General features: G+C 69.8%; 14 protein-coding genes. 6 read left to right on the forward strand and 8 right to left on the reverse strand.

All coding sequences use genetic code 11. The features are described 5' to 3' along the window. Positions 1-158 precede the first annotated feature (158 nt). The 6 genes from ABIC28_RS15750 to mnhG are packed head-to-tail and all read left to right on the forward strand — an operon-like array spanning position 159 to position 6,372. A complete protein-coding gene (locus tag ABIC28_RS15750) occupies positions 159-2,984 on the forward strand; it encodes a Na+/H+ antiporter subunit A (protein WP_097210153.1) in 2,826 nt (941 codons plus the stop codon). Further along, a complete protein-coding gene (locus tag ABIC28_RS15755) occupies positions 2,984-3,568 on the forward strand; it encodes a Na(+)/H(+) antiporter subunit C (RefSeq protein WP_209928513.1) in 585 nt (194 codons plus the stop codon). Before ABIC28_RS15750 ends, ABIC28_RS15755 begins: the two co-directional genes overlap by 1 nt. Next, the gene (locus tag ABIC28_RS15760; protein ID WP_097210151.1) at positions 3,565-5,193 is read left to right on the forward strand and encodes a Na+/H+ antiporter subunit D; all 1,629 of its coding nucleotides are present in this window, start codon (positions 3,565-3,567) and stop codon (positions 5,191-5,193) included. Before ABIC28_RS15755 ends, ABIC28_RS15760 begins: the two co-directional genes overlap by 4 nt. Continuing rightward, complete coding sequence (locus ABIC28_RS15765; protein WP_209928512.1) at positions 5,190-5,777, forward strand: Na+/H+ antiporter subunit E; 588 nt, start codon at positions 5,190-5,192, stop codon at positions 5,775-5,777. Before ABIC28_RS15760 ends, ABIC28_RS15765 begins: the two co-directional genes overlap by 4 nt. Continuing rightward, on the forward strand, positions 5,774-6,034 hold the full coding sequence (locus ABIC28_RS15770) for a monovalent cation/H+ antiporter complex subunit F (RefSeq protein ID WP_097210149.1): 261 nt from the start codon (positions 5,774-5,776) through the stop codon (positions 6,032-6,034). The genes ABIC28_RS15765 and ABIC28_RS15770 overlap by 4 nt, the downstream gene beginning before the upstream one ends. After that, on the forward strand, positions 6,031-6,372 hold the full coding sequence (mnhG, locus tag ABIC28_RS15775; RefSeq protein ID WP_097210148.1) for a monovalent cation/H(+) antiporter subunit G: 342 nt from the start codon (positions 6,031-6,033) through the stop codon (positions 6,370-6,372). Before ABIC28_RS15770 ends, mnhG begins: the two co-directional genes overlap by 4 nt. Position 6,373: 1 nt before the next feature. Here the strand turns inward: mnhG and ABIC28_RS15780 are convergent, their stop codons facing one another. The 8 genes from ABIC28_RS15780 to ABIC28_RS15815 all read right to left on the reverse strand — a co-directional run bounded on the left by ABIC28_RS15780 (position 6,374) and on the right by ABIC28_RS15815 (position 14,054). Beyond that, entirely contained in the window at positions 6,374-6,685 is a 312-nt protein-coding gene (locus tag ABIC28_RS15780; protein ID WP_269588505.1) for a DUF6191 domain-containing protein, read from the reverse strand. Between the two features lie 30 nt (positions 6,686-6,715). Then, positions 6,716-7,609 (reverse strand): DUF559 domain-containing protein, encoded by an 894-nt coding sequence (locus ABIC28_RS15785; RefSeq protein WP_354579719.1) that lies wholly within the window; start codon positions 7,607-7,609, stop codon positions 6,716-6,718. A gap of 90 nt (positions 7,610-7,699) precedes the next feature. Continuing rightward, a complete protein-coding gene (locus tag ABIC28_RS15790; RefSeq protein WP_354579721.1) occupies positions 7,700-8,515 on the reverse strand; it encodes a hypothetical protein in 816 nt (271 codons plus the stop codon). 190 nt (positions 8,516-8,705) lie between these two features. Then, entirely contained in the window at positions 8,706-9,878 is a 1,173-nt protein-coding gene (locus ABIC28_RS15795; RefSeq protein WP_269588501.1) for a DUF7159 family protein, read from the reverse strand. A gap of 183 nt (positions 9,879-10,061) precedes the next feature. Beyond that, positions 10,062-11,333 (reverse strand): phosphatase PAP2 family protein, encoded by a 1,272-nt coding sequence (locus ABIC28_RS15800; RefSeq protein WP_502945030.1) that lies wholly within the window; start codon positions 11,331-11,333, stop codon positions 10,062-10,064. 92 nt (positions 11,334-11,425) lie between these two features. Next, positions 11,426-12,550 carry a glutamate--cysteine ligase gene (locus ABIC28_RS15805; protein ID WP_097210143.1) on the reverse strand — a complete coding sequence of 375 codons (1,125 nt, stop codon included), beginning with the start codon at positions 12,548-12,550 and terminating at the stop codon, positions 11,426-11,428. Positions 12,551-12,663: 113 nt separating this feature from the next. Continuing rightward, a complete protein-coding gene (gene sodC, locus ABIC28_RS15810; RefSeq protein ID WP_097210332.1) occupies positions 12,664-13,404 on the reverse strand; it encodes a superoxide dismutase[Cu-Zn] in 741 nt (246 codons plus the stop codon). Between the two features lie 80 nt (positions 13,405-13,484). Next, positions 13,485-14,054, reverse strand: a complete 570-nt coding sequence (locus tag ABIC28_RS15815) for a LytR C-terminal domain-containing protein (protein WP_097210142.1) — start codon at positions 14,052-14,054, stop codon at positions 13,485-13,487. Positions 14,055-14,075: the final 21 nt, after the last annotated feature.

The following is a 14,075-nucleotide window of genomic DNA, read 5'->3' on the forward strand; positions in this document are numbered from 1 at the left end:
ACGCGCCCGTGCGCACATAGCAAGTCCAGGGACTCGCCAACCGCGCACGGGTCGCGAAGCGGCCAACGGCATCCACTAAACTCGGACATCGAGCCCCGGGTACCTCCGGGGCGTATTGACACCCCGCCGCCGCACACGAACAAACGACGGAGTGCCCATTGCTCGCTGTCCTGCTTGCCCACGCGATCGCCGCCGTCCTGGCGCCGCTTGTGGTGCGAGCGATGGGCCGCAACGCATTCCTCCCGCTCGCCCTGGTGCCGCTGGCGAGCCTCGGCTGGGTGATCAAGAACTGGGGTACGCAGCAGAGCCTGCACATACAGTGGGCGCCCGGGCTGTCGATGGACATCGACATGCGGTTCGACGCCCTCGCCGCGATCATGTCCGCGCTGATCCTCGGGATCGGCAGCCTCGTGCTGGTCTATTGCTCGCGGTATTTCACCGACGACGAGCCCCGCCTCGGCATCTTCGCCGCCGAGATGGTCGCGTTCGCCGGCGCCATGTTCGGCCTGGTCACCAGCGACAACATGCTCATCCTCTACATCTTCTGGGAACTGACCACGGTGCTCTCGTTCCTGTTGGTCGGGCACTACGCGGAGCGGGCGTCGAGCCGCCGGGCCGCCACCCAGGCGCTGCTGGTGACCACCGCGGGCGGCCTCGCGATGCTGGTCGGCTTCCTCATCCTCGGCCAGGTCGGCGGCAGCTACCTGATCTCCGACCTGCTCGCCGACCCGCCCGGCGGCTGGCTCGCTGGCGTCGGTGTGGTGCTGGTCCTCATCGGCGCGCTGTCGAAGTCCGCCATCGTGCCGATGCACTTCTGGCTGCCGGGCGCGATGGCCGCCCCGACACCGGTCAGCGCCTACCTGCACGCGGCGGCGATGGTGAAGGCGGGCATCTACCTCGTCGCTCGGCTCGCGCCCGGGTTCGCCGACTCCGCACCGTGGCGGGTCACCGTGATCACGCTCGGGCTGGCGTCGATGCTGCTCGCGGGCTGGCGGTCGCTGCGGGCCTTCGACCTGAAGCTGATCCTCGCCTTCGGCACCGTCAGCCAGCTCGGCTTCCTCATCACCCTGGTCGGCATCGGCGACCGGAACGCCGCGCTGGCAGGCATCACCATGGTGGTCGCACACGCGATGTTCAAGGCCGCGCTGTTCATGGTGGTCGGCGTCATCGACCACACCACCGGCACCCGAGACATCCGCAAGCTCGCCCACCTGGGCAAGCGCGCCCCCGCGCTGTGCGTCATCGCGGTCCTCGCCGCCGCCAGCATGGCGGGGCTGCCGCCCTTCCTCGGCTTCGTCGGCAAGGAGGGCGCCCTCGAGGCGATCGCCACCACCAACGCGCTGAGCCCGCCCGTGCGGACCCTGGTGCTCGCCACGGTCGTCGCCGGCTCGATCCTGACCGTGACGTACAGCATCCGGTTCATCTGGGGCGCGTTCGGCCGCAAGCAGCTCAAGCGGCCGAGCCCCGCCGTCCAGGGCATGCACGCCGCCGGCCCGCTGTTCCTGTTCGTCCCCGCCCTGCTCGCCGTCGGCGGACTCGCCGCAGGCCTGGCGGCCCCGGTGATGGACCGCCTGCTCAGCCCGTACGCGCAGACGCTGCCCGCCGACGGGAACGCCGACTACCACCTCGCGCTGTGGCACGGTTTCGGCCTGCCGCTGTATCTGACCATCCTGGTGATCGGCTGCGGCGCCGTGCTGTTCGTCGCGCACCGCTGGGTCAGCCGGCTGCGCTTCGAGCATCCGCCGCTCGGCAACGCCGACCGCGTGTACGACGCCACCCTGCGCGCGATGGACACCATCTCGATCAAGCTGACCGGCACCACCCAGCGCGGTTCGCTGCCGCTGACGCAGGCGTCGATCCTCGTCACCCTGGTGCTGCTGCCGACGATCCTGCTGGTGTTGAACACCGACACCGGGGTCAATCTGCGGCTGTGGGAGTCCCCGATCCAGTTCGCGGTCGGGCTGATCATGATCGCCGCCGCACTCGCCGCGACCGTGATGCGCAACCGCCTGGCCAGCGTCATCCTGGTCGGCGTCGGCGGCTACGGCTGCGGCGTCATCTTCGCCCTCGACGGCGCGCCGGACCTGGCCCTGACCCAGTTCCTGGTGGAGACGCTGACCCTGGTGATCTTCGTGCTGGTGCTGCGCAAGCTGCCCGCCGAGACCGACGAGCGGCAGTCGGTCGGCTTCAAGGTGCCGCGCGCCCTGCTCGGCGCCGCGGTCGGCGCCACAGTCACGGCGCTCGGTGCGTACGCGATGAACGCCCGCAACACCGCGCCGATCTCGCTGCAGCTGCCCGAGGCCGCCTACACGATCGGCAACGGCAAGAACGTGGTGAACGTGCTGCTGGTCGACATCCGCGCGTGGGACACCCTCGGCGAGATCTCGGTGCTGCTGGTCGCCGCGACCGGCGTCGCCTCGCTGGTGTTCCGGACCCGTCGGTTCGGCACCGCGCCACGCGTGTCCGACGCGCCGGGGGCCGAGGAAGCCGCGTCGAGCTCGGAGACCACCTGGCTGCGCGGCGGCGACCTGATCGACCCCCGGCACCGGTCGCTGGTCCTGGAGATCACCACCCGGATGATCTTCCCGACGATGATGGTGCTGTCCGTCTACTTCTTCTTCTCCGGCCACAACGCGCCGGGCGGCGGCTTCGCGGGCGGGCTCACCGCGGGCCTGGCGCTGGTGCTCCGGTACCTGGCGGGCGGTCGCTACGAGCTCGGCGAGGCGGTCCCCATCGACGCGGGCAAGATCCTCGGGCTCGGCCTGATGTTCTCCGCGGGCACCGCGATGGCGTCGCTGTTCCTCGGCGCCCCCGCGCTCTCCTCCGCGACCCTGGAGGTCACGCTGCCGCTGCTCGGCCACATCAAGATGGTGACCGCGATCTTCTTCGACCTCGGTGTGTACCTGATCGTGGTCGGACTCGTGCTCGACGTGCTGCGCAGCCTCGGCGCGCGTCTGGACGCAGAGGTCGAGGTGAACGCCTGATGAGCGCGAACTTCGGCATCCTCATCGTGGTCGGCGTGCTGATCGCCTGCGGGGTGTACCTGCTGCTCGAGCGCAGCATCACCAAGATGCTGCTGGGGCTGCTGCTGTTCGGCAACGGCGTGAACCTGCTCATCCTCACCGTCGGCGGGCCCCCGGGCAGCGCGCCCATCGTCGGGCGGACGAACGCGGTGTACGACAACATGGCCGACCCGCTGGCGCAGGCGATGATCCTGACCGCGATCGTGATCACGATGGGCATCGCGGCGTTCGTGATGGCGCTGGCCTACCGGTCGTACAAGATCAACACCAAGGACGCGGTCGAGAACGACCCCGAGGACACCAAGGTGATCCGCCGCCGCAGCCCCGCCGAGGCACCGGATCACGACCGCTCCGACGACCCGATCACCGGCGACTCCACCTTCGGCGGCGACGCCTTCGACGACAAGGGCAATCCGATCCCGCTCGAACAGCTCAAGAACCTCGAGGACCTCGAGTGCTACGAGGACCTGCGGGAGGGCGACTTCGACGAGTTCGACTCGGATGGCGACGAACCGCTCCGAGTTCCTGGCGGTGATCGCGAATGACCCTGTCCCCCGATCTGATCCACACCCTGATACCGCTGCCCGTGCTGGTGCCCATGCTGGCCGCGGCGGTCACCCTCATCGGCGGCCGCAGACCGCGGTTCCAGCGCGCGGTCACCATGTCCGCGCTCGTGATCGGCCTGGTCGTCGCCTGCCTGCTGCTGTACCTCACCGACCGCGACGGCATCGCCACGCTGCAGGTCGGCGGTTGGGACTCGCCGATCGGCATCACCCTGGTGGTGGACCAGCTGTCGGCGGTGATGCTGGTGGTCTCGAGCATCGTGCTGCTCGCCGTCATGGGATTCGCGGTCGGGCAGGGCATCCACGACGGCACCGAACGCCAGCCGGTGTCGATCTTCCTGCCCACCTACCTGGCGCTGACCGCGGGCATCTCCAACGCGTTCCTTGCGGGCGACCTGTTCAACCTGTACGTCGGGTTCGAGGTGCTTCTCGCCGCGTCGTTCGTACTGCTGACGCTCGGCGCCAGCGCCGACCGGGTGCGCGCGGGCGTGTCCTACGTGATGGTCTCGATGGTGTCCTCGCTGATCTTCCTGGTCGGCATCGCCCTCGCCTACGCCGCCACCGGCACCCTCAACCTGGCCCAGATGGCGACCCGGCTCGACGGCATCCCGGTCGGCACCAGGACCGCGGTCTTCGGCGTGCTGCTGGTCGCGTTCGGCATCAAGGCCGCGGTGTTCCCGCTCTCGACCTGGCTGCCCGACTCGTACCCGACCGCGCCCGCCCCGGTGACGGCTGTGTTCGCGGGCCTGCTCACCAAGGTCGGTGTGTACGCGATCATCCGGGCACACACCCTGCTGTTCCCGCAGGGCGAGCTCGACAACGTGCTGATGATCTGCGGCCTGCTCACCATGCTGGTCGGCATCTTCGGCGCCATCGCGCAGACCGACATCAAACGACTGCTCTCGTTCACCCTGGTCAGCCACATCGGCTACATGGTGTTCGGCATCGCGCTGTCCACCCAGCAGGGCCTGTCCGGCGCCATCTACTACGTCGCCCACCACATCATCGTGCAGACCGCCCTGTTCCTGGTGGTCGGCCTGATCGAGCGGCAGGCCGGGTCGTCCTCGCTGCGCAGGCTCGGCGGGCTGGCCGCGGCCAGCCCGGTGCTGGCGCTGGTGTTCCTGGTGCCCGCGCTGAACCTGGCGGGCATCCCGCCGTTCTCCGGCTTCATCGGGAAGGTCGCCCTGCTGCAGGCGGGCGTCGCGCACCCGAGCGCGTTGTCCTGGGTGCTGGTCGCGGGCGGCACCGTCACGAGCCTGCTCACCTTGTACGTGGTGGCCCGGGTCTGGACGAAGGCATTCTGGCGCTCGCGCGCCGACGCCCCCGAGGGCGACCTCGCCGACGTCAGTCCGTCCGCCCTGATCGACGAGTCCGAGGAGGACATCGCCTTCGACGACCGCGCCGACGTCGGCCGGATGCCGGCCCTGATGCTGATCCCCACGATCGGCGTGGTCGTGGTGGGCCTGGCCCTGACCCTGTTCGCCGGCCAGTTCATCGCGATCACCGACCGCGCGGCCGCGGACCTGCGGGACCGCTCGATCTACATCGACGCCGTCCTCGGACCCGGATACGCCGAGCAGGCGGCCGCGGCGGGGGGTACGCGATGAACCGGGAACGGGTGCTCCGCGTCGGGGTCCTGGTGTGGCTGACCACGGTGTGGATCCTGCTGTGGGGCAACATCAGCGTCGCGAACATCCTCGGCGGCCTGGCCGTCGGGGTGCTGATCATGGTGCTGCTCCCGCTACCCCGGGTACCGGTCGAGGGCCGGATCCACCTGTGGTCGATCGCCAAGCTGGTCGGGCTCTGCATTGTGTACGCGGCGCAGTCGAGCGCGCAGGTGGCCTGGCTGGCGGTTCGTCCCGGTCCGCCCCCGGTGACCGGTGTGTTGCGCGCCCGGTTGGCCATCAAGTCCGATCTGGTGCTGACCCTGTGCATCGACGTGCTCAACCTGATCCCCGGCACCATGGTGCTGGAGGTCGATCAGGTCAAGCGGATGGTGTACGTGCACGTGCTCGACGTGGGCACCGACAAGGCCGTCGACCAGTTCTACCGGACCGTGCGGCAGCTGGAGCGACTGTTCATCGCCTCGTTCGAGCGCGACGAGGAGTGGAAGCCCTCGCCGTGGCACGTGGACAACCCCGTCTTCGACCCCTCCGCGCTCAAGCCCACCGACCGAAAGGATCTGCCGTGACGACAGTGCTCGTGATCGCCGGGGTGATGCTGTCGGTGGCCGCCGTGATGACCTCGTTCCGACTGCTCGACGGTCCGTCCACGCTGGACCGTCTGGTCGCGATGGACACCCTGGTCGCGGTGGCCATCTGCGGGCTCTCGGTGTGGGCCGCCTACAGCCTCGACACCACGCTGGTGCCCGCCATCGTCGCGCTCTCCCTTGTCGGCTTCGTCGGCTCGGTCAGCGTGGCGCGGTTCCGGGTGCGTGACGACCAGTGAACACCGTGCTCGAGGTCGTCGCCGCCGTTCTCATCCTGCTGGGCGCGCTGCTCGCCATGACCGCCGCGATCGGGATCGTGCGCTTCCCGGACACCCTCTCCCGCATGCACGCCGCGACCAAGCCCCAGGTGATCGGCCTGGTGCTGGTGTTGATCGGGGCGGTGATCCGGCTCCGCGGCAACGTCGACATCTGGATGCTGGTGCTGGTCGGGCTGTTCACCCTGCTGACCGCACCGGTCATCGCGCACACAGTAGGTCGGGTGGCCTACCGCGAGCAGCGCAGTCGCGACGGGCTCGGCATCGTCGGGGACCTCGACCGCAAGGACGGGCCGGAGTAGCTCAGTCGCTTGAGCCGCGCGGTGGGTCGAGCCGGACCGTACCGCCGCCCAGGTCGATCCGCATCCGGGTGCCGTCGCCGCTCGACGCGTCGTGCCGCAGCGACTTCTGCGTCCGCTGCTCGTCGACGACGTGCCGGTGCGAGGGCGACAGCAGCGACTGGATCTCCCCGAACGCGCCGGTGACCGCACCACCGTCGACCGGCGGTCTGCGCTTGCGCCAATAGATCCACCCGCGCCGCTCTGCCCACAGCCCGACCTGGTCCAGGGCGACACAGGCGGCCACCAGGGCTGCAATCGCCACCACAGCGTGCATCCGCGTCCCCCCTTCCAGCTCTCGCCCAGGCTACCGACGACCGTTCCCCGCCGGCAGGTCCGTCGCGCCGCCTGCCCGTAGCGCCGAGGCGACCCGCTCGAGCAGTTCATCGGGGTGCCGCAGGACCATCTCCTTCGTGGCCACCACGACATCCCACCCGAGACGACGAATGCTGTTCGTGCGGCGGATGTCCCGCGCGTAGCGGTCCCGTTCCCGGTGGTGGTCACCGTCGTACTCGAGCACCACCCGGTACGTCGGCCACGCCATGTCCACCTGCGCGACGAGTCGGCCGTCCCCGTCGACCAACAGCACCTGGGTCTCGGGCTTCTCGAATCCCGCGCGCACCACCAGCAGTCGGGTCCGCGTCTCCCACGGGGACTCCGCGCCGCCGTCGGCCAGTTCGACGACCCGACGCAACTGCTTGAGCCCCCGGTCTCCGCGATGCCGCTCGATCAGCGCGTGCAGCCCATCGGGGTCGCAACGACCGAGGTTGCAGAGCCCGTCGACCGCCTCGACGGCCCGGTCGAGCGGCAGTCGGCGGCCCAAGTCGTACGCGGTCCGCAGATGTGAGGTCAGCTCGTACCCGTAGACGTCCTCGTGCTCGTCGACGGCCAGCGCACCGTATCCGAACCGCACACCCACCCGACGCCTCGCCGGGCGCGGCAGGATCAGCTCGGGTTCTACCCGCTCGGGGACGTACCGGTACCCGTGCAGCGCGGCGGCCGACCACCCGGACAGCACCCCGTCCGGGAACGCGACGCCCAGCGCCCGCGACCGCTGCGGGTAGTCGACGGGCTGGTCGGACCGCACGTACACCCCGTTCAACACGGGCGTGTAGTCGCGCGAGATCTGCCACGCCGTCATCGTCTGCAGCAGCGTCGCGCGACGGATCGGCCCGGCAGGAAGCTTCGGTACGCGGCCCATCCGCGGGAACCTATCCGCGAGCTAGTTGTTCTCGGGCAGTTTTCGGCACTGACGCCACCAAAACGACTAGCTCGCGGCGCGATTCATGTGTTACGCGACGAGTGCGAGCAGTTCCGGCGACGCCAAGACCGGAACAAAACCGTCGACGAGGACCCGGCGGCAACCATCGAGCTCGATCAGGACGGGTACCGGCGCGGTGTACTCGGGACCCAACAGGGACAGACTGGTTCCCGCGGCCGCACTCGCCGTCGACGTGCAGGGCGGAGCCGGTTCGAGCGCCTCGAAGTACGGGTCGAGACTGTCCCACAGGCTCTCCGCCCCGGCGAACGCGACACCAGCGGCATCGAATCGGTATCGACACACCGAACTCCGCACCGAGTAGTCGCCTGGGACCAGAACGCCCGCTCCAGCCACAGGCAGGGCAGGAACCGTGCCGCACCCCATCAGCTGCTCCACCCCATCGGGCCGCAGCTGGACGCGATGATCGACCCGCCCGACGTTCTCGAGCGCCTCGACCGCCCTCAATCCGCCGATACGCTGAAACTTGCATTCGTCGACCGGATACGACGGCCGGATCGCCCGACCCGCGGCGTCGATCAGCCACAGATCCGGAATGGCCACCATGCTGGCGATCCCGCAGGTGCCCTGGTCGAGGCGGCTTCCCTCGGACGGCGCGTTCAGCTTCGCGATCGCCCCGGAAAAATCTCCCTCCCACCGATGCTCGGCAAAACTGGCCGTCAGATCGGCGTTGATGGTTCGAGCTGAGGTCGGGTCGCAGGTGATGGCCGCCACCGGCTCGAAGTCGTCGGGAACGGTGCCAGGTCGCGGCTGCATCGCCACGAGATCCGGCGGTGTCGTCGCTATCCCATCAAGGTCCACCGGCATCCGGCACGTCGCCGCGCTCACGATCTCCGCAGGCTCCCGGACGGGCGCGGGCCCGTGAATGTATCCACACCCTGCCAACGCAGTGGCCAACGCCAGAAACACCGCACCGCGTCGACTCATCACCGATGCATGGTTCCGCGAACTAGTTGTTCTCGGGTGGTTTTCGGAACAGACGCCACCAGAACGACTAGCTCGCGGCGCGATTCATACGTCAGCGGCCACACGGGTCGGCGGGCGACGTCCCCGACGTTCCCGGCGATCCCGGCACACCTGACGTTCCCGGCACACCTGACGGTCCCGGCGAACCCGACGGCCCTGGGGCACCGGAAGCACCCGGCGTGCCCGACGCTCGCGGCTTGTGTGGCGCCGGCAGGTCGGCCGGGTCGGGCTGCGACGGGTCGGGGTCGCTGACCAACCGCACCGAATAGCTGAGCCCGCCCGCGCGCCAGCTGGCCGGCGCGGTGGTGGGTCCGGGTGCGCCGACCCGCGCACAGGGGTCCACGGGGAGACCGGGCGATTTCAACTCGGAGACATCGCTGCGCTCGGGTGTGGTCGGCGCGACCGGTCCCTGCGTCGACGTGGGGGACGGAGCCGGCGTCACCAGTACGGCCGTGAGACCGGCGAGCAGGACCGCGACGACCGCGGCCGCACCGGCGAGCACCTTTCCCTTGGGAAGTGCCTTCGTCTCCCCCGCCGCCGTCGCCGCGAACGCGGCGGGCACGGACGTCTGCACTTCCGCAGCGCTGATCGCGGCGCCGGTCGCCAGATGCCACCGGCCGGCATACGGGACAACGGCGGCCAGCCCGAGCGCAGCGGCGGCGGAACGGATCACGCTCGTCTCGGACGGCCGGATTCCCAGCACGACGACGGCGACCTTGCCACGCGGGGCACCCGACTGCATGTCCTCCAGCAGCGCGGTGGTGAAGGACACCTCACTGAACGTCCCCGCGGTCACCCGCTGGACGCCTGCCTGCGCCGCACCGGACCGTAGGTCGACCGCGTGGGCGAGCACCTCGCCCGGCCACTCGGCGAGAACGAGAGCGGTACGGGCGCCTGCCAACTCGGGTATCGAGCGAAGGAAGGCCAGCCGGGCCTCGGCCGCACCGACCACCGTGACGGCCGGCACGCCGTCGCTGCCCAGCTTCGCCTTGATCGCCTCCGCCGCAGCCGGGTCCGCGGCGACGATCCCGACCGCCGTCGGGTTCAGTCCGATCCGCCTTGCCCGGTCCACCATCTGCTCGGTGGCCCAGACGGCCTGCCCGACATCGTCTCCGGCGCGGTCCTCGAAGCGGCTGTCCACCGGCCCGAGACCGGGCACGTGGGTGTCGATGAGGACCGCCCGCACGCCCTCCTTGCCGAGCGTCACTCCCACAGACTCCCGCACGCGTCCTCCACCGTTTCCCGTCGACAGTGGCTCGCGGGTAACCGGAAGGGACGCCTGTGGTTGCGGCCCGCCGAATTCCTCACTCAGTCCGTCGAATCGAGGTCACCGTAGCGGACCGACCCCGAGACGTGCAGCCGTACCCCGCCCGCGGCGCGGTTCGGACCCGCCGAGCGGCCTCGTCCGCTAGCTCGCGGCGCGCACCGGAACCGGGTCTGCCTCGACCCGTCCGCCCCACCGACCGAGCGCGGTCCCCGGTGCGGCGAAGAAGCTCGCATAGAACCCGAGCACCACGGCGCCCATGACGCCGAGGATCAGCGGACCGAAGAACAGCGGGTACTCCGCGATCTCGACCGCGAGGTACCGATAGCCGAGCAGCAGCGCCGCGAACGCGACCGCCCCGCCGACCACGAGCCGCACGCGGAACCGGCCCCAGCCCCGCTCGGGATCGCGCAGCGCGGACTCCAGGGTCAGGCACAGCACGACGCCCGCGACCAGGTCGACGCCGTAGTGGTAGCCGAACCCGAGGGTGGCCATCAGCGTGCACACCAGCCAGAAGGTGCCACCCCAGCGCAGCCACCGCGGACCGCTCCGCGAGTGGATGAAGATCGCCAGCGCCCAGGCGGTGTGCAGGCTGGGCATGCAATTGCGCGGCGCCGGGCTGTCGAACGGGATCGCAGCCGGGTCGACGACATTCGGCACCACGGCGGGCCAGTAGTTGCCGAGCTGGGAGCCCGCGCCCGCGGTGCCGAAGGCGAAGTCCGGGCCGACCACGGGGAAGAGCAGGTAGAACAGCGGACCGATCAGCCCGATGAGCAGGAAGGTGCGCACCAGGTAGTGCGACGGCCAGCCGTTGCGGAGCTGATACAGGGCGACGACGATCGCCGCGACCGGCAGCTCGATGTACACCCAGTGCAGAACCCCGTAGCCGACGCTGCCGAGCGAATCGACGACGCCGCCCATCACCCAGGACGGATTGCCCAGCGCCCGGTCGGCGAGCTGCACGTATTCGTCGAGCACCAGCGGGCGGGTCAGCACGGTGATCTGCAGCCAGACATCGCCGACCTTGGTGGCCAGGATCAGCAGCGCGCCGAGCCCGACGCCGCGCAGCGCGCTACGACGCTGGTCGCCGGTCCAGGCCACCGTCGCGTAGAGCCCGATCCCGGTCAGTACGAGGGTGGGGCCGTTCCCGATGGCGACGGGCCCGTCGAACAGCAACCGACCCGCCGCGAACAGCAGGTCGAGGACCACCGCGGCGGCCAGCGCGCGGATCCGCTGCGGGTTCGTGAGCCCCACGAGCGCGAGCGCGAATCCCGCCCACGGCAGCGACATCGACTTGGGAGTGCCGACGAAATCCTTGGCCAGGCTGTGCAGCGGTCCCTCGAAGCCGTAGCGCATCGCGGCCAGTTGCAGCGCGACCAGGGCCGCGACCAGGACCACGCCCGCCGAGATGAGGATGGGGTGCGACCGCAACGAGAGCCGACCGGTCCCTGAGACCGGTGAGTCGTTGATCACCACCGGTCCATAGTAAACGGAGCATGAACGCGGCCTTACGTGTCGAGCTCGTTCACCAAGGAATCGACGACGAGTGTCAGGTCACCGCCGGAGGCCGCGGCGACCTCGCGCTGACGGAGGTAGGACGCGCCGCGCCGCGGGATGTCGGCCACCCGCGCCAGTTCGTCGGCGCAACCGAGCGACCTCGCCACCGGCATCAGCTGTTCCAGCAGATCGTCCAGGTCGTCGGTGACCAGTCGCTCGTTGCTGTCGGCGTCGAGGATGATCTCCGCGTCGAGCCCGTACCGCGCGGCCCGCCACTTGTTCTCCTGCACGTGCCACGGCGGCATCCCCGGCAGCTCCTCGCCCGCGTCGAGCTTGCGGTCGAAATACACCACCAGGCAGTGGATGAGGGCGACGATCGCGCCCAGCTCGGTCCGGGTGGAGACGCCGTCGCAGACGCGCACCTCGATGGTCCCCCACTGCGGTGCGGGCCTGATGTCCCAGTGCAGCCCACCGAGCTTGTCGATGACGCCGGTCTTGATCTGATCGTGGGCGAATCCCTCGAACTGCGACCAGGTTTCGAACTGGAACGGAAGACCGGCCGTCGGCAGCTGCTGAAACATCAATGCCCTGTTGCTGGCGTACCCGGTGTCCACGCCGGTCCACATCGGCGACGAGGCGGAAAGCGCAAGCAGGTGAGGGTACTTCACCAGCAACGCGTTGAGGATCGGGAAGACCCGATCGGCCGAGGAGATCCCGACGTGCACGTGCACACCCCAGATCAGCATCTGACGTCCCCACCACTGGGTGCGCTCGATCATCTCGTCGTAGTGCGGGCTGCGGGTCAGCTGCTGGGTGGACCATTCCGCGAACGGATGGGTGCCCGCGCAGAACAGGTCGACGCCGATCGGGTCGGCGACCCGGCGCACCAGGTGCAGGGTCTCGCTCAGGTCGTCGATCGCCTCGCCGACGGTGTCACAGATCCCGGTGACCAGCTCGACGGTGTTGCGGAGCAGCTCCTTGTGCAGGCGCGGTGACTCACCACCCGCGAGGGAGTGCGCCGCGTCGAAGATCTGTCCCGCGGTGTTCGAGAGATCGCGGGTGGCCTTGTCGACCAGGGCGATCTCCCACTCGACGCCGATTGTCGGCCGGGGCGAACCGGCGAAGTGGACTCCCACACTGGGAATCCAACCACAGCGATCCGGCTGCCGCCGTCACCGGGACCTGCACCGGCGAACACCAGAACGACCCCCCACCGTGGCGGTGAGGGGTCGTTCTGAGCGATCAGTGTCTACTCGATGACGCCGCAGGCGACGCGGCCGCCGGCATCACCGGTGGCCAGCGTGGCCTGGTCCGGCACAGGAGCGTTCTCCGGGAGGGTGTACCGCGTCGGGATGTTGGCGAAGTTGTCCGCGCCGGCATGCACCATGATCGCGGTGCCCTTGCCGTGGTTACGCAGGTCCTCGAGGGTGAAGGCGTCGGTGGTGGTGACCAGCTCCGCGGTGCCGTCCTCGCGCACCTGCAGCGAGGTCAGGTCGCCGCTCGCGGGATGTCCCGTGTGACCCTCCGCCTGGAAATGCCCACCGGCGGAAAGGAAGTCGCCGGGCGCGCCGCCGGACGGCGCCACCGAGTTCGCCTCGCACTTGGCGACCTCGTGGACGTGCAGTCCGTGGAAGCCGGGGGTGAGGTGCTCGGCCTCGACCGAGACCTGGACGAACCCGTCACCCTCGGTGAAGCGGACGGTACCGACCTCGGCACCCTTCGCGTCCTTGAGCTCGACGGAGATCGCGCCCTCTTCGGCCGCCGATCCGTGGCCACCTTCTGCCGCGCCGTGGCCCGGCACGGACGCTCCCGTCCACACCGGAGGGGTGGTACCGGGGACGTCGCTCGGCTCCTGGCCGTTGGAGCACGCGGTGAGGCCAACGGCCGCGATCGCGACCATCGGGGCGACGACGCGCCAGGACACGCGGGCGGGACGGCGTGCATTCTCGGCACCGCCGAGGTGCGAGTCGCGTCGGGTAAGCAGGGCCATCAAACCGCTCCTTCTAGATGGGCTGGCAGTGAACTGATCATAGACGCGCGCGCGGAACGGTTGTCCGCTGGTGCGTCCACCTAGGGCGCGGTGACGATCACGATGACGCCGGGCGACGCGCTCGTGATGCCGGGGAACCGTGGCTCGGCGGACACACCCAGCGTCGCGGCGATCTCCGTCGCGGCCGCCTTCTCCGCAGGCGACGAGGCCGAGTAGTAGACGGTGGTCGAGCTCACCGAGCCGTCGCTGTAGTTGCCGGTCTCGCCGACCGTCCAGCCGTCGGACTCGATGGTCCTGGCGGTCTGCGCGGCCAGGCCGCTGACCGTGCTGTTGTTGAGCACCCGGACCGACACGGCCGACTTGTCCAGCACCGGCGCCGTCGTGGTGGTGGCGGCAGCCGTGGTCGACGTGATCGCGGCGGGCGGCCTGGCCGAGGTGACCGCGGCAGGCGGCTTGGCGGAGGTGACCGAGGCGGCCCCGTTGCCCGCCGCCCGCGCCACGCTCGAAGTGGTCTCGGGCTGCTCCGACTCGGAATCGTTTCCGGACAGCGCCATGGCGCCGATACCGGCAAAGGCGATCGCGAGCGCAATCAGGACCATCGCGAACGCACGCAGCGGCGGTCCGCTCGGTGGCTGCTCAGGAGTGCTCACTCGAATGACCTTAGAGGCCGC

Source organism: Rhodococcus sp. PvR044, from assembly GCF_040548995.1.
Taxonomy (GTDB): domain Bacteria; phylum Actinomycetota; class Actinomycetes; order Mycobacteriales; family Mycobacteriaceae; genus Rhodococcus_G; species Rhodococcus_G oryzae.

Coding starts and splice junctions, on each gene's coding strand:
- ABIC28_RS15760 (WP_097210151.1), top strand. CDS start 3,565: ATGACCCTGTCCCCCGATCTGATCCACACCCTGATACCGCTGCCCGTG.
- sodC (WP_097210332.1), bottom strand. CDS start 13,404: ATGGCCCTGCTTACCCGACGCGACTCGCACCTCGGCGGTGCCGAGAAT.
- ABIC28_RS15785 (WP_354579719.1), bottom strand. CDS start 7,609: ATGGGCCGCGTACCGAAGCTTCCTGCCGGGCCGATCCGTCGCGCGACG.
- ABIC28_RS15765 (WP_209928512.1), top strand. CDS start 5,190: ATGAACCGGGAACGGGTGCTCCGCGTCGGGGTCCTGGTGTGGCTGACC.
- ABIC28_RS15755 (WP_209928513.1), top strand. CDS start 2,984: ATGAGCGCGAACTTCGGCATCCTCATCGTGGTCGGCGTGCTGATCGCC.
- ABIC28_RS15780 (WP_269588505.1), bottom strand. CDS start 6,685: ATGCACGCTGTGGTGGCGATTGCAGCCCTGGTGGCCGCCTGTGTCGCC.